The sequence below is a fragment of the Pseudomonas salomonii genome (assembly GCF_900107155.1).
GTDB lineage: Bacteria > Pseudomonadota > Gammaproteobacteria > Pseudomonadales > Pseudomonadaceae > Aquipseudomonas > Aquipseudomonas salomonii.
Genome location: NZ_FNOX01000003.1, coordinates 463478 through 486020 on the forward strand (window position 1 = coordinate 463478; position 22543 = coordinate 486020).

Sequence of the window (22543 nt, forward strand, 5' to 3'; positions counted from 1 at the left end):
GCTTCCTGCGCCGTTTGCATTCAAGGCCTGTCAGCGGTGACCGCCGCGGCCACCTCCATGATCGCCACCCCGACCGTGCCCGCCTCTGCCGCCGTGATCGCCCCAACCCTGGTTCGGATAAGGCCGGTAACCGCCCCGTGGGCCCGAGGGGTAGTAGCGCGGGGCCGCTTGGTAATAACGCGGCGCCGAGTAGTAACGCGGTGCGGGGGCGTAATAGCGCGGAGCCGGTGCGTAATAACGTGGCGCCGAATAGTACGTGCCACCGCCGTAGTAATACGCCGGCGCCGGCGCGGTGTAGACCTCGGATCGATAGTAGCTACCGCCTCCATCGTAGTAGGGCACACAGGCAGAAAGGGTAAGACCGAGTAAAGCGCTGAGCAGCAGTCGTCGATACATGGCGGCCTCCTGGACCGCGGAAGAGCACCTCCAGCGACGCGGGAGGGCGGCACCCGACTTTCGCCGAATGACACAGTATCGGACATCGAAAACCAGATCTGGTGCGTTTTGGTAATAACTTGATACATGAACGTAGGCAGTCGATACAATCCGTTGCGCATCCCGGTAACTATCAAGTTACTTTATCGATTCAGTAAATTTTGCTGGCCCGGAACCTTGTCGATTGCGATGATGTCACTATGACATTGCACATAGCCAGGGAGGCTCTATCGTGCACCCCTCGCCAATATCGCCGGATTAGAGTCATGAAAATTTCAACCAAGCTGCTGCTTTCATTCCTACTGTGCGCGCTGGTCACCCTCGGGGTTGGCCTGCTGGGCATCAAAAGCGTCGTGCGCCTTTCCAGCGCATTGGAACTCACGTTCTCCAACAACCTGGTTTCCGTCAGCAGCACGGCAAGTACGCTCAATGGTCTGGTCGCCCACAACCGTGGTCTGTACCGTTTGCTGGACGCCAGCAAGGGCGACGTCTCCGCCCAGGACCGCGACCGCGTGAACCAGGACATCGCCAACGAACTCAAACGCAGCCAGAGCGCCTACGCCACCTATCGCGCCACGCCGCTGGCAGACGACGAACGGGCAGCCGGTGACAAGCTCGACCAGATCTGGCCCACCTACATCAGCAACTCCGAGCGCATCGTCGCGATGATGAACGGCGGCCAGCTCGAGCAGGCGCGCGCTCAGCTCAACAGCACCAACAATGAGCTGTTCCGTCAGGCGCGCGAGCTGATCCGTGTGATTATCGATTCCAACAACCGCCAGATCCAGGAAGGCGCCGCCGCTGCCGCCGACCTGCGCAGCAGCGCCTTGACCTGGATGATAAGCGGCATCGTGCTGGCCTTCATCATCGCCCTCATCATTGGCGTGCTGATCACCCGCCTGATCACCCGCCCTATCGCCCAGGCCGTCGAGAGCGCCCAACGCATTGCCAAGGGTGACCTGACCCAAGCCATCATCACCGACCGTACCGACGAAGCCGGAAAATTGTTGATGGCATTGGCCGACATGCAGGGCGGGCTGAAAAGCACGCTGGTGGAAATCGCCAACGCCGCCGACCAGCTCGCCTCCGCCGCCGAAGAACTCAGTGCGGTCACCGACGAAAGCAGCCGTGGCCTCACGCGCCAGAATGACGAAATCCAGCAAGCCGCCACTGCCGTCAACCAGATGACGGCGGCGGTGGATGAGGTGGCCAGCAATGCGGTGTCGACCTCCGAAGCCTCGCGCCAGGCCACCACCGAAGCGGAGGAAGGCCGTGAGCAGGTAGCGCAGGCCGTGTCCGGCATGAGTTCGATGGTGATCGAGATCAACGATTCGACACAATCGGTGGCCGACCTGGCCGGCCAGGTGCGCGAGATCGGCAAGGTGATCGACGTGATCCGCGGTATCGCCGACCAGACCAACCTGCTGGCCCTTAACGCCGCCATCGAAGCCGCACGCGCGGGTGAGCAAGGCCGTGGTTTTGCGGTGGTGGCCGATGAAGTCCGCGCGCTGGCCCATCGCACCCAGACCTCAACCGTCGATATCGAAAAAATGATCGGCGAAGTGCAGGTCGGCGCCGATGACGCCGTGGCCGCCATGAACAAAAGCCTGACCTGGGCCAACAACACCCAAACCCTGGCGCAAAACGCCGGCGAAGCCCTGGAACGCATTACCGCCAGCGTGGCGAAGATCAACGAACGCAACCTGGTGATCGCCTCGGCTTCCGAGGAGCAGGCCCAAGTGGCCCGAGAAGTGGATCGCAACCTGCTCAACATTCAGGACCTGTCCACCCAGACCGCTGCCGGTGCCAACCAGACCAACGCCTCCAGCCAGGACCTGTCGCGCCTGGCCACCTCATTCAACGTGCTGGTCAGCAAGTTCCAGTTGTAACCGCCTCATTGCAGTGCGCCAACGCACCCGAGTGGCGCACGCACACCCCTCTTCCCCGCCACGCCCGGCCGTAAACCGGGCCTCTGGCCCAGTTGGCACGACTCTCGCTTTGCCTCTCCCGTGCAGGATTCATCACAGGTTCGCGGCACCACAATTTGCAATGGCCGACTAGGGTTCCGGCTCGCTTGAAAGGCGAGTGGCTGGTCCGAGAGTTGGCGACCTCCAGTTGAGGTTACACGGCGGGATAAAAGCCCGGGAGACAAGCCACCGTTCGCGGTGCCGCGTTGCTCCTGCTCGCCCATGTTCAACTGGAGAAGCCCCATGCCCGCAATCCGTTTACCCGCCCTGCTCGCCGCCGCCCTTGCCGCCGTGCTGAGCTTTCAAACCCAAGCTGCTGCCAAAGACCACTTCAGTGTGTGCTGGACGATCTATGCCGGCTGGATGCCGTGGGAATACGCCGGCAGCCAAGGCATCCTCGACAAGTGGGCCAGCAAGTACGGCATCAAGATCGACATGGTGCAGCTCAATGACTATGTCGAATCCATCAACCAATACACCGCCGGCCAGTTCGACGGCTGCACCATGACCAACATGGACGCCCTGACCATTCCCGCCGCCGGTGGTGTGGACAGCACCGCGCTGGTGGTCAGCGACTTCTCCAACGGCAACGATGGCGTAGTGATCAAGGGCACCGGCAAGACCGTGGCCGACCTCAAGGGCATGAACGTCAACCTGGTGGAACTCTCGGTGTCCCACTACCTGCTGGCCCGCGCCCTGGAGTCGGCCGACCTCACCGAAAAAGACCTCAAAGTGGTCAACACCTCCGACGCCGACATCGCCGCCGCCTTCAACACCGACCAGGTGCAAGCCGTGACCACCTGGAACCCGATGCTCTCTGAGATCAAGGCCAAACCGGGCGTCACCCAAGTGTTCGACTCCAGCAAAGTGCCCGGCGAAATCATGGACATGATGGTGGTCAACACCCAAACCCTTAAAGACAACCCAGCCCTGGGCAAAGCGCTGACCGGCGCGTGGTTTGAAGTGGTTGCGCTGATGAACGCCAAAAACGCGGCCAGCACCGCTGCGCTTGAGCATATGGCCAAGGCCTCGGGCACCGACCTCAAGGGGTTCCAGGCGCAACTGGACACCACCAAGCTGTTCGCCACGCCCAAGGAAGCCCTGGCGTTCGCCACCAGCGCGCAATTGCCCGCCACCCTGCGCAAGGTCGCCGAGTTCTCGTTTGAACACGGCCTGCTCGGCGAAGGCGCCAAGGACGCCAGCGCCGTGGGCATGAGCTTCGCCAAGGGCGTGACCAGCGGCGACACCGCCAACCTCAAGCTGCATTTCGACCCCAGCTACGTGCAGATGGCCGCCGACGGCACGCTGTAAGAGGACCCGGCCATGCGCCTGATCAACCGTCACCCGGAACGCTCCAGCCGCCTGCTGTTGGTGCTGCTGCCGTTCGCCCTGCTGCTGTTCGCCTACTTTGTAGGCTCGGCCGAGCGCCTGGCGGATAACCCCAACGACAAATTGCTGCCCAGCGCCGCGCAAATGGGCGACGCGGTGAAACGCTTGGCGTTCAATGCCGACACGCGCACCGGTGAGTACGTGCTGTGGCAAGACAGCGCCTCCAGCCTGCGCCGCCTGGCGATCGGCTTGGGCATCAGCGCCCTCGCCGGCCTGTGCCTGGGGATTGCCGCCGGCACGCTGCCGCTGTTTGGCGCGCCGTTATCGCCATTGCTGACGGTGCTGTCGATGGTGCCGCCGCTGGCGATATTGCCGATTCTGTTCATCGTGTTCGGGCTGGGGGAATTGTCCAAGGTGATGCTGATCGTCATCGGCATCACCCCGGCGCTGGCCCGTGACCTGGAGCAACGCGCGCGGGAAATCCCCGTGGAGCTGCTGGTGAAAGCACAGACCCTCGGCGCGTCCACCTGGACGTTGATGCTGCGCGTGGTGCTGCCGCAATTGCTGCCGCGCCTGCTGATCTCGCTGCGGCTGATGCTCGGCTCGGCGTGGTTATTCCTGATCGCCGCCGAAGCCATCGCCTCCACCGACGGCCTCGGCTACCGGATCTTCCTGGTGCGCCGCTACCTGGCTATGGACGTGATCCTGCCCTACGTGGTGTGGATCACCCTACTCGCCTGGCTGATGGACTGGGGCCTCAAAACCCTCACGCGGCGTGCCTTCCCCTGGTACGAAGGAGCGCGCGCATGAGCTTTATCAGCGTCAACCATGTGTGGCAGCGCTATGGCGACCAGGTGGTGCTCGAAGGGCTCAACCTGCACGTCAATGAGGGTGAATTTTGCACCTTGGTGGGCACCTCCGGTTGCGGCAAATCGACCTTCCTGCGCCTGCTGCTGGGCCAGGAAACCCCGAGCAAAGGCCAGATCCTGCTGGACGGCCACCCCCTTGCCGGCGAGCCGGATGCCAGCCGTGGCGTGGTGTTCCAGCGTTATTCGGTGTTCCCGCATCTGACGGTGCTGGACAACGTTGCCCTGGGCCTGGAACTGCCGCGCTCACGCCTGCTGGGTCGGCTGTTCGGCAAAGCCAAACAAGAGGCACGGGAACAGGCCGCCGCCCTGCTGCAAAAAGTCGGCCTCGGCCACGCACTGGACAAATACCCGGCGCAGCTCTCCGGCGGCATGCAGCAACGCCTGGCCATCGCCCAGGCCCTGATCATGAAACCCCGCGTGTTGCTGCTGGACGAACCCTTCGGCGCCCTCGACCCGGGCATTCGCAAGGACATGCATCAGCTGTTGCTGGCGCTGTGGCGCGAAACCCGGCTGACGGTGTTCATGGTCACCCACGACCTCAGCGAAGGCTTCAGCCTCGGCACACGCTTGCTGGTGTTCGACAAAGTCCGCGTCGACCCCCAGGCCCCCGGCGCCTATGGCGCGCGCATCACCTACGACATCCCTTTGAACAGCGAGCGCCGCAAAGCGCTGGCCGCCGAACTTGGAGCGACTTGCAAATGACCGATTCCATTGAACTGTTCCCACCCTTCGCCGAAGAAATGCTACCCGGCGGCGGCCACCGCTCCTTTGTGCTCAAGCGCGGCCAACTGCTGCGCCTCACGGATATTCGCGGCGGTGCCAACGTCAGCCTGACCCTGCTCAATGCCAACGAAAAAACCGAGCGCCTGAACCTGCCCGACAGCCTCAAATGCCAACACACCGCCAAACTCACCCGCGGCCACTGCCTGTACTCGGACATGGGCCGCGTGCTGGCCGCGATCACCGCCGACACCTGCGGCTGGAGTGACAGCATCGGCGGCGTGCTGTGCGCCGCCGAGGTCGCTGAAAAGTACGGCCAGGGCCGCTATCAGGAGCTGCGCAACGGCTTCTTGCGCAACGGCACCGACAACCTGCTGGTGGAATTGGGCAAGTGGGGGTTGGGGCTTTCCGACCTGTTGATGACCCTCAACCTGTTCAGCCGAGTCAGCGTTGACGAAGGCGGCGGCCTGTATTTTGTGCCGGGCAATTCCAGGGCGGGTGACTACATCGAACTCTACGCGCCGATGGACACGCTGGTGGTGCTGACCGCACTGCAACACCCGATGGACCCCAACCCGAACTACGCGCCGCAACCGCTGAAACTCAATTGGATGAACGCCGATTCCAGCGTCGCCGAACACTGCCGCACGTCGCGCCCGGAAAACGAGCGCGGCTTTATCAACACCGACCGCCTGTTCGCCTGAGGAGCTGCCATGCCTACTGCACTGAAACAACCCGAGGCGGCCGTGTACCGCGCCACCATTCCCGCCGGCGAGCCATGGCTGATGGAAGTCAGCGCCGGGCAGACCCTGCGCATCCTCGACCTGGAGGGCAACCAGGCCGTCGACACGCTGTTCTACAGCCGCAAAAACCCCAGGGAACGCTACGACGTACAGCGCACCCTGCGGCGGCAAAACCGCGTGTACCTGAGTACCGGCAGCGTGCTGTATTCCAACCTCGGCCAGCCGATGCTGACCATCGTCGACGACACCTGCGGGCGCCACGACACCCTCGGCGGCGCCTGTGCCCAAGAGAGCAACACCGTGCGCTACGCCCTGGAAAAACGCTACATGCACAGCTGCCGCGATAACTACCTGCGCGCCTGCGCCCACGACGGTCGGCTGGGCAAGGGCGACATCGGGCCGAACATCAATTTCTTCATGAACGTGCCGGTGACCGCCGACGGCGGGCTGACCTTTGAAGACGGCATTTCCGCGCCCGGCAAGTACGTCGACCTGCGCGCAGAGATGGACGTGATCGTACTCATCTCCAACTGCCCGCAACTGAACAACCCATGCAATGGCTACAACCCGACCCCTGCGGAGTTATGGGTATGGAACTGAAAATAAAACACCTGCGCCGTTGGCTCTTCGCCTTGTGCCAAGCCCGCGCCGGGCAATGCATCCGAAAACCCTGAAGTCTAAATGTGGGAGCGGGCTTGCTCGCGAATGCGGTGGGTCAGCCAGTGCATCTGTAACTGACACTACGCCTTCGAGCAAGCCCGCTCCCACACTTGGATCTTCATTGCTTTCAGAATTAGGACTGCGGACGACCGCAGTGCTCCCTCACTTTGCGGGACGGCCCGCAGGGTTTTGCCATGTTCGAAAAACTCTTGATCGCCAACCGTGGCGCCATCGCCTGCCGCATCCTGCGCACCTTGCGCGAGCTGCAGGTCAAAGGCATCGCCGTGTATGCAGAAGCCGACGCAGCCAGCCTGCATATCCAGCAAGCCGACGAAGCCTACAGCCTCGGCGAAGGCGCGGCGGCGGCGACCTACCTGGCAGTGGAAAAAATCCTCGCCACCGCCAAGGCCTGTGGCGCCAAGGCGATTCATCCTGGCTATGGCTTTCTCTCGGAAAACGCCGCCTTTGCCCAGGCCTGTGAAAATGCGGGCATTGCCTTCGTCGGCCCCACGCCGGAACAGCTGCACGTATTCGGCCTCAAGCACACCGCGCGGGCCTTGGCCAAGCAGCATCAAATTCCCTTATTGGAAGGCACCGAGCTGCTCGACAGCCTCGATACCGCGTTGCTGGCAGCCCATACCGTGGGCTATCCGGTGATGCTCAAAAGCACCGCTGGTGGCGGTGGCATCGGCATGCGTGTGTGCCGCAGTGCGGCCGAGTTGAGCGAGTCTTTCGAGGCGGTCAAACGCCTGGGGCAAAACAACTTCAGTGACGCCGGTGTGTTTATCGAAAAATACATCGAGCACGCCCGCCACCTGGAAGTGCAGGTGTTCGGCGACGGTTTGGGCGAAGTCATCGCCCTTGGCGTGCGCGATTGTTCCGTGCAACGACGCAACCAGAAAGTCCTCGAAGAAACGCCCGCGCCGAACCTGCCCGACGGCATGGCCGAGGCCTTGTGCACGGCCGCCATCACCCTGGCCAAAGCGGTTAATTACCGCAGCGCCGGCACCGTGGAATTCATCTTTGACAGCGCTGATGGCCGCTTCTACTTCCTCGAAGTGAATACGCGCCTGCAGGTAGAACACGGCGTCACCGAACAGGTCTGGGGCGTGGACCTGGTGCGCTGGATGGTGCAATTGGCAGCGGGTGAATTACCCGCGTTGAGCGAATTGAAGTTGCGCCCTCAGGGCCACGCGATTCAGGCGCGGCTGTATGCGGAAGACCCCGGCAAGGACTTCCAGCCGAGCCCAGGCCTGTTGACCCGAGTGGACTTGCCGACGGCTGAAGGTTTGCGAATCGACACCTGGGTGCAAGCCGGTTGCGAGATCCCGCCGTACTTCGACCCGATGATCGCCAAACTCATCACGTGGGCGCCGACGCGCGAACAGGCGCGTCTGGATCTGCATCAGGCCTTGAGCGACAGCCAGCTCTACGGCGTGGAAACCAACCGCGACTACCTGCGCCAGATCCTGCTGGCCACGCCGTTTGCCGGCGGCCGCCCGTGGACGCGTTGCCTGGAAGGGCTGGTCTACAGCGCCAGCACTTTCGAAGTGCTCAGCGCCGGCACCCAAACCAGTGTGCAGGACTACCCCGGCCGCCTCGGCTACTGGGCCGTCGGCGTGCCGCCCTCCGGGCCGATGGACAGCCGCGCACTGCGCCTGGGCAATCGCCTGCTGGGCAATGACGACGGCGCGGCGGCGCTGGAAATCACCATAAATGGCCCACTGTTGCGCTTCAATTGCGCGGCGGTGGTGGCTGTCACGGGTGCAGACATTGCGCTGTTGCTGAATGACCAGCCAGTGCCGATGAACACCGCGTTGCGGGTTGAAGCAGGCTCGGTGTTGAGCCTTGGCACTATTACTGGAGCAGGTGCGCGCAGCTATCTGTGCCTGCGCGGCGGGCTGCAAGTGCCGGACTACCTGGGCAGCAAAAGCACCTTTACCCTCGGCCAGTTCGGCGGGCACGCCGGGCGCGCGTTACGCACGGGCGATGTGTTGCATTTGCTGCCACTGACAGATGCCGAGGCCGGGCAACAATTGATCGCTGAACCCTTGCCAGCGGTGCGCACGCTCCGGGTGATTTATGGCCCGCACGGCGCGCCGGAATACTTCAAGCCTGAGTACATCGACACCTTCTTCGCCACCCAATGGGAAGTGCACTTTAACTCCAGCCGCACCGGCGTGCGGTTGATCGGGCCCAAGCCTTTATGGGCGCGCACAGACGGTGGCGAAGCGGGGCTGCATCCGTCGAATATCCATGACAACCCCTATGCCATCGGCGCAGTGGATTTTACCGGCGACATGCCGGTGATCCTGGGGCCGGATGGGCCGAGCCTGGGCGGGTTTGTGTGCCCGGTGACGGTGATCGAGGCGGACCTTTGGCAGTTGGGGCAACTCAAGGCCGGGGACAAACTGCGGTTCGAACCCGTGAACCTCAAAACCGCCCGCGACCTCGCCCTGAAATGGGATCAACTGTGGGAGCCGGGCTTGCTCGCGAACGCGGTGGAACAGTCGCCAGATGGGTTGAATGACACACCGTATTCGCGAGCAAGCCCGCTCCCACATTTGATCGAGTCGCCTGTGGTATTGCATGTAGGCCATGATGACACCCGCCTCATCGCCCGCCTCGCGGGCGACACCCACCTGCTGCTGGAAATCGGCGCCCCCGAGCTGGACCTGGTGCTGCGCTTTCGCGCTCATGCGCTCATGCAAGCCCTGGAAACTCTCGCCCTGCCGGGCGTTATCGACCTGACCCCAGGCATCCGCTCCCTGCAAATCCACTACCAGCCGGAACAACTGCCGCTGGCCGATTTGCTGGTGCTGATCACCACGCAATGGGCTGCCGTGTGCGCCACCCCCAACCTGCAAGTGCCCTCGCGCATCGTGCACTTGCCACTGTCGTGGGACGACCCGGCGTGCCAGCTGGCAATCGAAAAATACATGACCACCGTGCGCAAGGACGCGCCGTGGTGCCCGAGCAACCTGGAGTTCATCCGTCGCATCAACGACCTGGCCAACCTCGATGAAGTGCGCCACACGGTGTTCGATGCCAGCTACCTGGTGATGGGCCTGGGTGACGTCTACCTCGGTGCCCCGGTGGCCACACCGCTGGACCCGCGCCATCGCCTGGTGACCACCAAATACAATCCGGCCCGCACCTGGACTGCCGAAAACTCGGTGGGCATCGGCGGCGCCTACCTGTGCGTGTACGGCATGGAGGGCCCAGGCGGTTATCAGTTTGTGGGGCGCACCTTGCAGATGTGGAACCGCTACCGGGAAGTCGCCGCGTTTGATGGCAAGCCATGGTTGTTGCGCTTTTTTGACCAGATCCGTTTTTACCCGGTGACGGCTGATGAGCTGGTGCAGATCCGCCGCGATTTTCCGCTGGGGCGCTTTGAATTGAGCATCGAGCACAGCCAGTTGAACCTCGCGGAGTATCAGGATTTCCTCGCGCGCGAAGCCGCAAGCATTGGCGCGTTTCGTGAGCATCAGCAGCACGCCTTCAATGCCGAGCGTGAGCGCTGGATTGCCAGTGGCCAGGCGCATTTCGACAGTGAAGAACTCGCAGCACCACCAGGTGCAGACACGCCGTTGCAGGCCAACCAAATCAGTGTCGACAGCCCTATCGCGGGTAACCTCTGGCAAGTCCAGGTGGGGATGGGTGAGCAGGTGTCGGCCGGTGATGTGCTGGTGATTCTGGAGTCGATGAAAATGGAAATCCCGGTAGTGGCGCCGTTCGCCGGCACTGTGCGCGAGATCCCCGTGCAACCCGGCAGCGGCATTGGCGCCGGGCAACGGGTGGTGGTGCTCGAACGTGACTGACTCTTCTATTTCTACAGGCGGACAAGCCATGAACCTGCAACTGGACAACCTGCGCAATGCCTACCTGAGCGGCGATACCACGCCCCGTGAAGTGCTGCGGCACCTGCGCGAAAAAGCCGCGCATTTGAACCCCGACTATCACCTGTTTATTCACCTGCTGACCGAGTCGGAACTGGAGCCGTACCTGGCCGCACTGGACACTCGCGAACCGGCTGACTTGCCGTTGTTCGGCGTACCGTTTGCGATCAAGGACAACATAGATTTAGCCGGCATTCCCACCACCGCCGCGTGCCCGGCGTTCGCCTATGTGCCGCAACGCAGCGCGAGCATTGTCGAGCAGTTGATCGCCCTGGGCGCGGTACCAGTGGGCAAGACCAACCTCGACCAGTTCGCCACCGGCCTCAATGGCAGCCGCTCGCCGTATGGCGCGTGCCCCAACAGCGTGTTGCCGGAGTATCCGTCGGGCGGCTCCAGTGCCGGGTCGTCGCTGGCCGTCGCTTTGGGTGTCGCAAGTTTTGCCCTGGGCACCGACACCGCAGGTTCCGGACGGGTGCCGGCGGCGCTGAATAACCTGGTGGGGCTCAAGGCGAGCAAAGGCTTGATCTCCACGGCTGGCGTGGTGCCGGCGTGCCGCACGCTGGATTGCGTCACCACCTTTACCCGCACCGCGCGCGAGGCCAGCCAGTTACTGGCGCTGACCGCCAGGCTCGATCCGTTGGATGCGTACAGCCGAGCAAACCCGGCGTGGAACGATGGGTCGGCGTTCGGCGCACCCCGCGCATTTCGCTTTGGCGTGCCGCGCGAGCAGGACCTGGAGTATTTCGGCTGCGAGCAAGGCCCACAACTGTTTGCGCAGGCCATCGACCGCTTGACGGCGCTGGGTGGTGAGCCGGTAACTTTGGACCTGTCGCCCTTCCTTGAAGCCGCGCGCCTGCTCTACGAAGGGCCGTGGGTGGCCGAACGCTACAGCGTGGCCGGCGAACTGATGGAGCAAAATCCCGAGGCCGTGCTGCCGGTGATTCGTGCGGTGCTGGCCAAGGCGCCTGCGGTGAACGGCGTGGAGACCTTTCGCGCCCAGTACCGCCTGCAAGCCTTGAAAGCCCAGTGCGATGGTTTGCTCGAAGGCCTCGACTGCGTACTGACGCCCACCATCGGCCGCCCGGTGACGCTGGAAGAACTGCGCGCCGAACCGGTGCTGCGCAATGCCGAACTGGGCTACTACACCAACTTCATGAACCTGCTGGACTACGCCGCCGTCGCCGTGCCCAGCGGCTTTATGCGCAACGGTTTGCCCTGGGGTGTGACGCTGTTCGGCCGGGCATTTACCGACCAATACCTGCTGGGCGTGGCGGATGCATTGCAGCGTCAGCAGGATGCGTCTTTATCTGTACCTGCGGGTGTCGCCAGCCATGACCTCACGCGGCTGGTGGTGTGCGGCGCGCATCTGCAAGGGTTGGTACTTAATGGTCAATTAGTGCGGCGTGGTGCGCGCCTGCTGGAGCGCACCCACAGCTCGGCCGACTATCAACTGTTCGCGCTGGCAGGCGGCCCGCCTTACCGCCCCGGCATGCTGCGGGTGAGCACAGGCGGTGTGGCCATTGAGGTGGAAGTGTGGGAGGTGCCGAGCCGTGAGCTGGACTCTTTTCTCACCGGTATCCCTGCGCCGTTGGGCCTGGGCAAAGTGCAACTGGCCGACGGACGCTGGGAAACCGGCTTCATCTGCGAGCCCTACGGCTTGACGGGCGCCGTGGACATCAGCCATTTCGGCGGCTGGCGCGGTTACTTGCGCAGCTTGCAATAGCACGGCGGCGCTGTATCGTGCAGGGAATTGCGCGATACAGCCCGAACCGACATGACCACACCCACCCTTTGCCCCGCCTGCGGTGCCCGCAACGACTGCACCCTGGCCGACCCGCGTACCGCCGACCAAGCCTGTTGGTGCTACAGCGTCACCATCGATCCGGCGGTGCTCGAAGCGCTGCCCGATGAACTGCGCAATAAGGCCTGCCTGTGCCCACGCTGTGCGCAGGTAGATGCGCAATTGCGTGGGGCTGAACAGCCGTAATGCGCGTTGATCGTTTCCTCAGCAACCTGCCGCGTTTCAATCGTAAGCAAGTGCGTGTGCTGCTGGTTGAGCGACGGGTGACGGTCGATGGCGTGGCCGTCAGCGAACCGCACCATGACGTGCGAGCATTCAGCCGCGTGTGTGTCGATGACGAGGTACTGCAAGCCGGCAAACCGGCGCGTTATTTCATGCTGCACAAACCCCAGGGCTGTGTGAGCGCTACCGCCGACCCGGTGCACCCCACGGTCCTTGATCTGCTGGATGAACCGGACAAGAGCGAGCTGCATATCGCCGGCCGTCTGGATTTCAACACCACCGGGCTGATGCTGATCACCAACGACGGCCAGTGGTCGCGGCGCCTGACCCAACCCCAGACCAAACTGCCCAAGGTTTACCTCGTTGAAACCGAGCAGGACATTGGTCCTGAGTATGCAGTGACCTTTGCTGCGGGCCTGTATTTCGCCTTCGAAGACCTCACCACCCAACCCGCCGACCTTGAGCTACTCGGCCCAAGGACCGCACGCCTGAGCATCATCGAAGGCCGCTACCACCAGGTGAAGCGCATGTTCGGGCATTTTAATAACAAGGTAATCGGCCTGCACCGTGAGCGGATGGGGCCTTTGGTGCTGGATGCCACCCTTGCGCAGGGCGAATATCGGGAACTGACCGACGAAGAAATCCGACAGGTCTGACGACCGTTCGGCCGGTGATGGCAAAAAACCAGCTTGGCGCCTTGCGAGCTGGCGCCTGTGCTGCTTGAATCAAAACGTCAGCCAAATCATGACTGGCGAGTCGCCCCATAACCTCCAAGAAACACCTTGCCCCGCCCGCGCTTGATCGACGGGCCTCACAGGCAAACAGCCCGCCATAACAACACCCGTCGGCCAGCCGTTATCGGACCGACATGGGCCTCATCTTCCAGGCGTATGCCTACCTGTCATAAAGCTCGTGCAGAGTGATCTGCGCGCCCTACCCGCTTGCCAGGAGTCTTACGACATGAGGCCAGAAATCGCTGTGTTGGATATACAGGGTCAGTATCGGGTTTACACGGAGTTCTATCGCGCGGACGTTGCTGCAAAGACCATCATCCTGGTCAATGGCTCCATGGCCACCACGGCATCCTTCGCTCAAACCGTGAAAAGCCTGTACCCGCAATTCAATGTAGTTTTGTACGACCAGCCCTACGCTGGCCGCTCCAAAATCCATAACCGTCATGAGCACATGCTGACCAAGGAAGTCGAAGGCCAGATCCTGCTGGAACTCATCGACCACTTCAGCGCCGAACACGTGCTGTCGTTCTCCTGGGGTGGCGCCGCTGCCCTGGTCGCCCTCGCCCACCGGCCGCGCCGCGTGGAAAAGGCCGTGATCAGCTCGTTCTCGCCGGTGATCAACACGCCCATGCGCGACTACCTCGAACGCGGTGTCGACTACCTCGGCAACCTCGATCGCCACAACGTGGGCCACCTGGTCAACAGCACCATCGGCAAACACCTGCCGTCACTGTTCAAGCGCTTCAACTACAAGCATGTGAGCGGTCTGGCAGAGCATGAATACGGGCAGATGCACTTCCACATCAGCCATGTGCTCAACAGCGACCGGCTGTGCTACCTCAAAGCCGCCAGGCAGATCGACATTCCGGTGCTGTTTTTGAATGGCGAATGGGATGAGTACACCAGCGCCGAGGATGCCAAGTTGTTTGGCCAGCACGTGGCCAACAGCAGCTTCAGCACCATCCAGGCGACCGGGCATTTTCTGGACATGGAGCACAAGGCGGCCTGCCGAGACAGCCGGGACGCGGTGGTGGGCTTTTTGAAACCAGAACGCCAGGTGAGCCGGTTGCGTTATCACCAGGGCCAGACGCAGCATGCGTTTGCTGTCTGAAAGGCGGCTTATGTGGGAGCCGGGCTTGCCCGCGCTGCAGGCGCCGCGGTGTGCCAGTCACACTCAGGTGATGCAATCGCAGGCAAGCCAGCTCCCACACAAGCTTGATGAACCCAACTCACACATTTTTCGAAGAAAAACTTCAAATCCCGGCGAACATCTGGTACAAAGTCAGCCGCTCTGAGCGGGTATAGTTTAATGGTAGAACAGTAGCTTCCCAAGCTTCCGACGAGGGTTCGATTCCCTCTACCCGCTCCATCTTTACATCCGAGTGCGTTCCAAGACGTACTCTACCTCCCCGGAAACGCCTACTCCTGAGCCCTTCAAGGTTCGCTAGCGTTCGCCACCATTCCCAGACTACCTTGCCATTTTTGTATGGCTGCATGTATGGTCGCTCGAAATTCGAACTGAGCCATACAAAATTCCTTTATGAAACGCACCGAAATCAAGAAAAGACCGCTTAGCGTGAGAGCCTTAGACGCCCTTGAAGCAGAGGCGAAAACCTACCGCGAGCCATACGGCGTGGATAATCTCTACTTCGTCGTGAAGGCTAGCGGCGCCAAAGGCTGGGAGCTGCGCTATAAGAAGGGTAACGGTAAATGGGCTTGGACGGGGTTGGGTGGCTATCCCAATACGGGTGTTGAGGCCGTCAGGGCGAGAGTGAGCGAAATATTGGCAGCACTACGTGAGGGTATCGATCCTCTCGCCTCTAAGGCACAAGGTCGTATTGCCGTAGGTAATACGTTCGCCGTTGTAGCGGAAGAGTGGTATCAGAAAAAGATCGATGCTGGGCGTGCGGTCTCTACTCTGAAAGGAATCCGGGCTGCTCTCGATAATGACATATTGCCGATAATCGGCGCTATTCCGATCCAAAAGGTGAGCCGTGCACATTGTGCCGCAATCCAGGAGGCTATCGAGAAGAGGGGAGCGCATGATAGCGCCAAAAAAGCGCGGTCATGGCTTGGGATGATTTTTGGATATGCCATCGCGAAGGATTATTGCGAAAATAATCCTGCTAGCAACTTGCTTCAACTTGCCGCCTCCAAGCCGCAGGCACAGCAGCACCCTCATCTTCTAGAACAAGGAATCGGCGGATTCGTGAAGGCCCTCAGGACTTCGAATAGCGGCCCGATAACTACCGCAGCCGCCTGGCTCAATTTCTGGACGGCAAGCCGTCCGGGCATGATCAGAAGCCTAGAATGGAGTGATTTAGATCTAGACAATGGCACCTGGAACGTTCCAGAAGAAAAAATGAAAATGAAGAGAGAGCACATCGTTCCACTATCGCCAAAAATTGTTGATCTATTGACAGATCTTAAAAAAATAACAGGCAGACAAAAATTTGTATTTCCAATCCAGGGCGGAATTAAAGGCAGCTATATAAGCGATGGAACGATCAATAAATGCTACGCAAATGTTGGCTATAAGCGCCTAATGACGGGGCACGGCAGCCGTCACACCGCGACTACGCTTTTGGAGGAGCATGGATGGGAAAGCAAATGGATTAGCATGCAGCTTTCTCATAAAAAGCGGGGATTGCAAGGGGTCTACAACAAAGCAGCTTATTTGAAACCCCGAACGTTGATGATGGAATGGTATGTGGAATACACGGAATGCCTTGCAAAAGGGATCAGTCCAGAAGAAGCACAATCATTCGCACGTAGGGTACAAGAGGCCAAAGCGAAATATTAAAAAACGCTAATATTTTTTAATACCATTATTAAAAAAACCATATATTTTTAATAACCGTATTAAAAAAGCTAAGAATCACTAATAAAGCAGCCAAAGGCTGCTTTTTTTTGCTCTTTTTTCTAACTTTTAGTTGCAACTACTTTTTCGAACTGCCTAGAATATTCTCGAACAACAACAAACGGAGAAAATATGAATATCCTCAGACTCACCGAAGTATCACAAAAGATAGGACTTGGGCGCACTGCTATCTATGCGCTAATTAAAGAAAATGATTTCCCCGCGCAGATCAAGCTATCGGCTAGAGCTAGCGGCTGGCTGGAAGACGAGGTAGATCAATGGATCAACCTAAGAGCAATGAACCGTTAATACCATTACAAAAAAATTACCTCACAACACTATAACAAAAACATGGAAACAGAAATGAACACACAAACACTTTTACAATCGTGGCTGCCCGCTGCGGGCCTGGCCCAAGCCCAAAAATCGGTCGATTGGCTGCTGGTGGATCTTATTGAGGCAGGTGATCAATGGATTGTTTCAGGCCCGCCAAAATCAGGTAAATCGATGTTTGCCCTGTCGATGGCACTAAAGATCTCTAAAGGCGAAAGGTTTATCGGTTACGAATGCCCTACTCCCAAAACGGTACTATATTTTGACCTTGAATTGAAAGATCGAGTTTTTTGGAGCAGAGCGTTGAGGATGGTAAATAACGACTTTAAAGATCTCTGCGAAGATAGAAATCTTGTAAGACCGACCGGACTTGGCGCGATGGACATTTTTCACGCCGATGACGTTGATAAAATCAATACAGCCGTGAATATGGTGAAACCTGACCTAATCATTTGGGACGTTTTATCGCGCCTTCATAGATGTGAAGAGAACGATAATGGAGCAATGAAAAAGGTACTGCAAAGGATCAGAGAATTAAGTGAAAAAAGTGCACATATTATTGTTCATCATAGTCGCAAAAATAACGTTTATGGAAATGCTGACGCCCAGAGTATGCGTGGCGCGGGCTCTATACATGGCGAGGTCGATGGGGCGATCACTTTAACCCCAAAAGGAACAGACACCTGCAACATGAGCATAAGTGCCAGGGCCATACCCGCTCAAAAGGATCGTCTTTTGGAATGGGACGAATCATTAAATATCGTACTGCCGAAAGCGATACCAGAAAACGACTTAACAGCAATTCTGGACAGATGTTTAATCCAAGGCGAAAAATTGAGTTCTGGAGAACTAAGCGTATGCATACAAAATATGGTCGGTTGCGAAGATAGGCAAGCAAAACGAATAATCGCAGAAGCAAGAAGACTTAAATTGATAACCGGAAGCAAAGTAGGGAGGCGTGTTTATTATGAAATAACAAAATCGCAGAACACATGACATAGGACACTCTCCCTATATATATATCTACAAGACCTACATCCCCCCTCTGCACTCCCCCCAAGTTCCGCACATTGGGACACCGGACGCTATGCGTCCGAATGTAACCAGCGGTCGAGCGAAGCGAGTACAGCTGGGCTAATAAAAATATCTAACAGAGAAAGGTACAAATATGAAAGACCCAAGAGATCAAGACACTTTCGAGCTTTTTGGATTTACCGATGAAGAGAAACAGCAATGCCTCAATACACAGAAGAAAAAACCTAAGCGTAATAATTCTAAATGCGAGATCTAAGGAGTAAGTATTATCGTAAAGCAACGGCAAACCCGCGAGGGCTCTGCCCTCACCCCTCCCGCCCTCCGCGGGACTCGGGAGCAGGGGATAAAGCTCCCTGCCCCCTCTCAGAGGGTGATAGGGGCGTGGTACGGTAAAGGGCTTTCGCGGCATATCCTTGACGGCCTAAAGGCCGCCTACGGTATTCCACGGACCCTTGACCGAAAGGAGGTTGTGGATATGAGTAGCACTGAGGGCTGGAAAAGATTTCAGCTTGAAATTTCTGAAGCCGCCAAATTGGAAGGTACGATTGTGTCCACCAAGCCAAAAAACGGATATCTGGCTATACAGCTAGGCCGTAATGCATCTAAGACGCTCACGGCGCTTGCAGAGACCCTGGAGCTGGAAAGCGAAGTCACCTGTCAGGCTTGCGGGCGGTCACCCGCAACCGAGACATTCACTAAACAAGTGATCCTCAAGCTGTGCGAGCGATGCCGACGTGATCAACGCTAGGACGCACTTCTCCAAGCTTGGAGAGAAATGACTTTACCAGATGGTTTTTCCATAACTCGGCGTTCGCGCCCCTTGAATTCCATCGTAAGTTGTCTGACGCCGATGGCGTACGCACGCACATGAGATCCGATCGTACTAGCCGAGCAAGGAAGGTGATGTAGTTCAAGAGGTATGCACTTGAAATACCGGTCCAAGGAAAACAAAATGCTCAATATTCTCCTGATCAGGACAAGCACTTCGCGAAGATTCACGCGCAGTTCGCAAACACCCAAACCAAAACCCTCCAAGAATTCAATGATCTCGGCTTCCTCCGAAAAGCTTTCGTGCATCGACGTCTCAAGAAATCGAATTTTGAGGTTCGAATCACCTGTGCGTGCACGGTGCATACGTACATTGTGTAGATAGCCAGACTCTAGTGCCTTGGCATGGTTCAGCCGTTCAACAGACCTTGGATCGCCAGCCTCAGCGAGGGAATTTAAAATACTAAGTCCGGACCAATAAATCGGGCTAATTAGCTCGTAAAGACGGTTAACAACATCGAACGCACATACGCTTTTAGACGCTGAATGGTATGTCTTACTCAAGTTTTTAATGATCAAATTATCGTCAGTCGCACAACGCATTTCTTATTTCGCTCCATCGAATCAGACGAGGAAGATCACACGGTTAAACCTGTAAATCTAGCATATCGAAAAATAAAATAAGTGGCTCCTGATCAATAGCGTAATTCTATGTCAATCACATTGACAATAGGACAATCGCATACCTCATCTTTGTTCTTGTACGCTGCCGTATTGCCTACGCTTTTGGTAATTCCAGATTAAGAAGTCACTAACTACTGGAGTTCCAATCCCACAATTAAATACCTCAACAAGTAGCTATTAGACTAAAAATTCATATTACAGGCACTAACAATTTAAAAAACCCTTCCATAGCCATTAAGAACAACTTTTTATCCACTCAACACAAGTCAACTTTACACCCCCACCCAAACAATTTAAATCAAAAGAGTGCTACTATATTACTAAGAGGAACAAGGCTACTCAAGGTGGGCACTTCGTGCCCTCCTTGATCCTTGCAAGGGTTACCCTTGAACCCTAAAAACGTGGGGGTCCCCCACCCCCCATAATAAAAATAAAGATCAGTGTGGATTTATGAGCGAACAAGACAACTTACCTATTAAGAAACAGCCAAAACTGCAAACAACTCGCATTCACGTAAAACTAAAAAAAGAACTTAAAACTGAGCTTAAAAAAAAGGCCGCTGAAAACTTTATTTCATTATCACAACTTCTTTTGCAATCAGCCCGTACATCGACTATCACGATAAAGCGTATAGCCGCTCCCAAGAACACGAAAGAGCTATTAGTGATGACGGCGGCGTACAACAAATTCGGTAGTCAGTTGAATATGATTGCCAAACATTGCAACACGTTCAAAGAAAGTAGCAACTCCCTGAAAATCCTGTCCTGTTTAATCGACATCGAACGTGAAATTGCTCAGCTGAAAGACGAATTGCTAGGAGATCTGTGATGGCAATGCACGGTTTTAGCAGACATTCAGGAAGCGGCGGGGGCGGTGGGAGCGGACCAGTCAATTACATGATCGATGAGAAGTACTATGACAAGGAAGAAGGCGTGTGGGCTCTTAGGAGACCTCTACCAGAAGTGATCGACGGCAGTCCGGAACTTATGAAGCGGATGATCGATGCACTTGATCATAAACACAAATATACTAGCGGCGTGCTTTCGTTCACCAAAGAGGATACAAGAAAACTTGAGTCAGCTGGCTGGGACTCTTCAATCCTCGATATTACAAGCCGCTTGAAAGAGATGCTGTTCGCTGGAATTGCCGAAGAGCATCAGCACATTCTGATTGTTGCTCATACACACCTTGATCGGCTTGAACTGCACTATGTTTTGCCCCGGCACAATTATGAAGTCGATCGTGCATGGAATCCAGCGCCACCTGGGGACGGAAAATACAGGCAAATGGACGCGCTAACTGACTTAATTAATGTGAAATACGGCTTAGACGACCCACGTGATCCGCTACGTGCACGAGTCACAACAAAGATTGAATGGGAACCGACGGACAATAAAGCGACACGCGAAAAACTAAATGATTTTTTCAAACAAGCGGTTATCGAAGGCGAGATCAACAACCGCGAGGAGCTTATTAAACTAGTAAAAACAGCAGGATTTGATATTACCCGTACGGGCAAAGACTACTTGTCTATAAAGGCCCCTGGAGCGGAGAAAGCAATAAGATTTAAAGGAGAAATTTATCATGAACGATTCACTGGCGTATCTGAGCTTACAGACACAAAAACAAAAAGCGCAGAACGAAAAAATTATCTCGCAAAACCTGAAATTGCTCGAAGATATAAAGCAGCACTCAATGAGCGTCAAGGCTTTATCGAAAAGCGCTTCGGAAAAGCACTCAGCCTCACGAGAAACAGCAAAAACTATAAAGACCTACAAAATATCCATCGAGCAAAACATGGCGACGTTCTTCAAATCAATCAAACTAGTAGGGCTTATAGTAGCAATGGTATTGATCGCCCAAATCGTAATCTTAATAAAAACGGTGAGCTGAATGACTCCTTTGGAAGAGAGATTGATAAAATTATTGCAACAGCAGAGCGAACAGTTAAAGACACAGAACATAGGACTTCTACAGCAAGTTCATGCTTTCGAGACTCAACTCAGCTTATTCAGCAAGGAGCTTCAAATCTTAAATCGTCAAATCCAGCCATTGGTAAAATAGTTTCCACGGCTGTATATGCATCGATTCCCTTAGCGCCAATACAGGCCTTGGGGTTCGGGGGGGAGTCGATTGACACTGGGGATCCAGAAGCGGATAGGGTGCTCCGGATCAAGCGTATGGAAGGAAATGAGATCAATCAAAAAAACGCTGCCAGGGCAAATAAAGAAGCAATTGAATCAAGAAAAAATTTTGACCTACAACGCTAAATCAGGAACAAATACATATGACAGCCAAAAATTCAAATATTGACACTAATGAATTTAATGATTCAGAACCGCTAACCAAAATAGAAATTTCTACCTTTATCTTTCTCGCAATATTGAGCATTAGCATAAATATTGCAGTTATAGACCTAGGCAAAAAACTTATCGTAGAAAAAATTAACTATATACAAATTAAGGATAACCGTCGTGATAACCAGAAGTGAGAAAAAACTACTAGTAGAATGTTTCAAGCAGTTGATGATAGCGGAATCAGCCCTGCGAAGCGCTAAGAGTCACTTAGCTTCAGTATTTGCCATGAATAAAGCCAGTGAAACTGAATCGCTTACGCTATCGACACTGGAACTGAAACCGCCCCCATCGAGAGCAATAAAAGTGAAACCCCAGAATCTCGGACGCTAGGTAATTCCGCTCCACCCCACTCCAGAGCAGAATTATTTGATCGCGACGCACTCAGAGGACATTAACAACCAAATTGCAGTTATTAATTAAAAGATTAAAAACCAAACCGTGAACCACAATCACACTAGACGACCTGTTGTTGCATCACAGATTCTAATTTTTCTTTAGCTGCGGCTACAACCTTCATCGACTTCTCGGACGACCTCTTCAGAATTATGTAGTTAATTACAACTTGGGCAACTACTAAAACTAGCGTTGATGTCACATAACTTTCAACAAACCGAGAAGCATAAATCGCGTCAACCATGCCTTTCCCGATAAGTAGGTTGGTAACTAGAGTCGAGACGCCTACTAAGCGGTTTCCGTCCGCAACACCGAAGCCTTTTTGCCCACAGCCTGGTACTAGTATCAGAATTACCCCGAAAATGGCACCTGCGGCGCATCCAATAAACGGCAGAGCTGATAAGAATGCAATCATCAGAGCGAACCTGAAAGACTTACCAGGCGTTTTAACATTCTTGACTATAGAAGTCTCCTCATAAGGGACTTCTTGTGACCGTTTAAATACAAGTGGGTAATTTCCACCAAAGCCAATGCCGATAGTCGCTCCAGTTTTAAGCGGTATATTTGTATTAATTAGATTTAATTGCTCAACCTTGCCAGTGCCGACATCCTTAATCCAAGCACCGGTAGAGTGGGATGTACTCACGTACCCCCCATGCTGGTCTATCTCACCGTATACGGCACTGCTGGTATCACTGTCTAATACCTTATAAATACCCGCTCTCGTTTCCATA

Annotated in this window: 20 protein-coding genes, 1 tRNA gene and 1 riboswitch; of the genes, 19 read left to right on the top strand and 2 right to left on the bottom strand. The window is 56.3% G+C overall.

What is annotated here, in order from left to right; translation table 11 throughout:
- Positions 1-30: 30 nt before the first annotated feature.
- Positions 31-396: a hypothetical protein gene (locus BLV67_RS09535; RefSeq protein ID WP_074854444.1), complete on the bottom strand. Its 366-nt coding sequence runs from the start codon at positions 394-396 to the stop codon at positions 31-33.
- A 305-nt stretch (positions 397-701) separates the two neighbouring features.
- Here BLV67_RS09535 and BLV67_RS09540 point away from each other — a divergent pair, with 305 nt between their 5' ends.
- From BLV67_RS09540 to BLV67_RS09645, 19 genes are all read left to right on the top strand, one after another.
- Positions 702-2324, top strand: a complete 1623-nt coding sequence (locus tag BLV67_RS09540; protein WP_065929102.1) for a methyl-accepting chemotaxis protein — start codon at positions 702-704, stop codon at positions 2322-2324.
- Positions 2325-2481: 157 nt separating this feature from the next.
- A riboswitch (guanidine-I (ykkC/yxkD leader) is annotated at positions 2482-2585 on the top strand.
- A gap of 60 nt (positions 2586-2645) precedes the next feature.
- Complete coding sequence (locus tag BLV67_RS09550) at positions 2646-3713, top strand: putative urea ABC transporter substrate-binding protein (RefSeq protein WP_065929101.1); 1068 nt, start codon at positions 2646-2648, stop codon at positions 3711-3713.
- Between the two features lie 12 nt (positions 3714-3725).
- The gene (locus BLV67_RS09555; RefSeq protein WP_065929100.1) at positions 3726-4541 is read left to right on the top strand and encodes an ABC transporter permease; all 816 of its coding nucleotides are present in this window, start codon (positions 3726-3728) and stop codon (positions 4539-4541) included.
- Complete coding sequence (locus tag BLV67_RS09560; protein WP_069788540.1) at positions 4538-5302, top strand: ABC transporter ATP-binding protein; 765 nt, start codon at positions 4538-4540, stop codon at positions 5300-5302. Before BLV67_RS09555 ends, BLV67_RS09560 begins: the two co-directional genes overlap by 4 nt.
- The gene (locus tag BLV67_RS09565) at positions 5299-6024 is read left to right on the top strand and encodes an urea amidolyase associated protein UAAP1 (protein WP_069788539.1); all 726 of its coding nucleotides are present in this window, start codon (positions 5299-5301) and stop codon (positions 6022-6024) included. The genes BLV67_RS09560 and BLV67_RS09565 overlap by 4 nt, the downstream gene beginning before the upstream one ends.
- A 9-nt stretch (positions 6025-6033) precedes the next feature.
- Positions 6034-6663 carry an urea amidolyase associated protein UAAP2 gene (locus BLV67_RS09570; protein WP_069788538.1) on the top strand — a complete coding sequence of 210 codons (630 nt, stop codon included), beginning with the start codon at positions 6034-6036 and terminating at the stop codon, positions 6661-6663.
- Between the two features lie 254 nt (positions 6664-6917).
- Positions 6918-10544 carry an urea carboxylase gene (gene uca, locus BLV67_RS09575; RefSeq protein ID WP_069788746.1) on the top strand — a complete coding sequence of 1209 codons (3627 nt, stop codon included), beginning with the start codon at positions 6918-6920 and terminating at the stop codon, positions 10542-10544.
- Positions 10545-10572: 28 nt separating this feature from the next.
- On the top strand, positions 10573-12345 hold the full coding sequence (gene atzF, locus BLV67_RS09580) for an allophanate hydrolase (RefSeq protein ID WP_069788537.1): 1773 nt from the start codon (positions 10573-10575) through the stop codon (positions 12343-12345).
- A gap of 51 nt (positions 12346-12396) precedes the next feature.
- A complete protein-coding gene (locus BLV67_RS09585; protein ID WP_017137305.1) occupies positions 12397-12609 on the top strand; it encodes a cysteine-rich CWC family protein in 213 nt (70 codons plus the stop codon).
- Entirely contained in the window at positions 12609-13301 is a 693-nt protein-coding gene (locus BLV67_RS09590) for a pseudouridine synthase (protein WP_065929096.1), read from the top strand. The genes BLV67_RS09585 and BLV67_RS09590 overlap by 1 nt, the downstream gene beginning before the upstream one ends.
- A gap of 304 nt (positions 13302-13605) precedes the next feature.
- Positions 13606-14490: an alpha/beta fold hydrolase gene (locus tag BLV67_RS09595; protein ID WP_065929095.1), complete on the top strand. Its 885-nt coding sequence runs from the start codon at positions 13606-13608 to the stop codon at positions 14488-14490.
- A 184-nt stretch (positions 14491-14674) separates the two neighbouring features.
- Positions 14675-14748, top strand: a tRNA-Gly gene (locus tag BLV67_RS09600).
- Positions 14749-14919: 171 nt separating this feature from the next.
- On the top strand, positions 14920-16182 hold the full coding sequence (locus tag BLV67_RS09605) for a tyrosine-type recombinase/integrase (RefSeq protein WP_069788536.1): 1263 nt from the start codon (positions 14920-14922) through the stop codon (positions 16180-16182).
- A gap of 189 nt (positions 16183-16371) precedes the next feature.
- Positions 16372-16548, top strand: coding sequence for an AlpA family transcriptional regulator (locus BLV67_RS09610; protein ID WP_074854445.1), 177 nt, complete (start codon positions 16372-16374; stop codon positions 16546-16548).
- Positions 16549-16602: 54 nt separating this feature from the next.
- Positions 16603-17568, top strand: coding sequence for an AAA family ATPase (locus BLV67_RS09615; protein WP_069788535.1), 966 nt, complete (start codon positions 16603-16605; stop codon positions 17566-17568).
- A gap of 514 nt (positions 17569-18082) precedes the next feature.
- A complete protein-coding gene (locus tag BLV67_RS09625) occupies positions 18083-18355 on the top strand; it encodes a hypothetical protein (protein WP_069788533.1) in 273 nt (90 codons plus the stop codon).
- A gap of 1154 nt (positions 18356-19509) precedes the next feature.
- Entirely contained in the window at positions 19510-19887 is a 378-nt protein-coding gene (locus BLV67_RS09635) for a hypothetical protein (protein WP_069788531.1), read from the top strand.
- Positions 19887-21329, top strand: coding sequence for a relaxase family protein (locus tag BLV67_RS32350; RefSeq protein WP_141722776.1), 1443 nt, complete (start codon positions 19887-19889; stop codon positions 21327-21329). The genes BLV67_RS09635 and BLV67_RS32350 overlap by 1 nt, the downstream gene beginning before the upstream one ends.
- A gap of 17 nt (positions 21330-21346) precedes the next feature.
- Positions 21347-21550 carry a hypothetical protein gene (locus tag BLV67_RS09645; RefSeq protein ID WP_069788529.1) on the top strand — a complete coding sequence of 68 codons (204 nt, stop codon included), beginning with the start codon at positions 21347-21349 and terminating at the stop codon, positions 21548-21550.
- Positions 21551-21870: 320 nt separating this feature from the next.
- Here the strand turns inward: BLV67_RS09645 and BLV67_RS09650 are convergent, their stop codons facing one another.
- On the bottom strand, positions 21871-22455 hold the full coding sequence (locus BLV67_RS09650; RefSeq protein WP_141722775.1) for a hypothetical protein: 585 nt from the start codon (positions 22453-22455) through the stop codon (positions 21871-21873).
- Between the last annotated feature and the right edge of the window lie 88 nt (positions 22456-22543).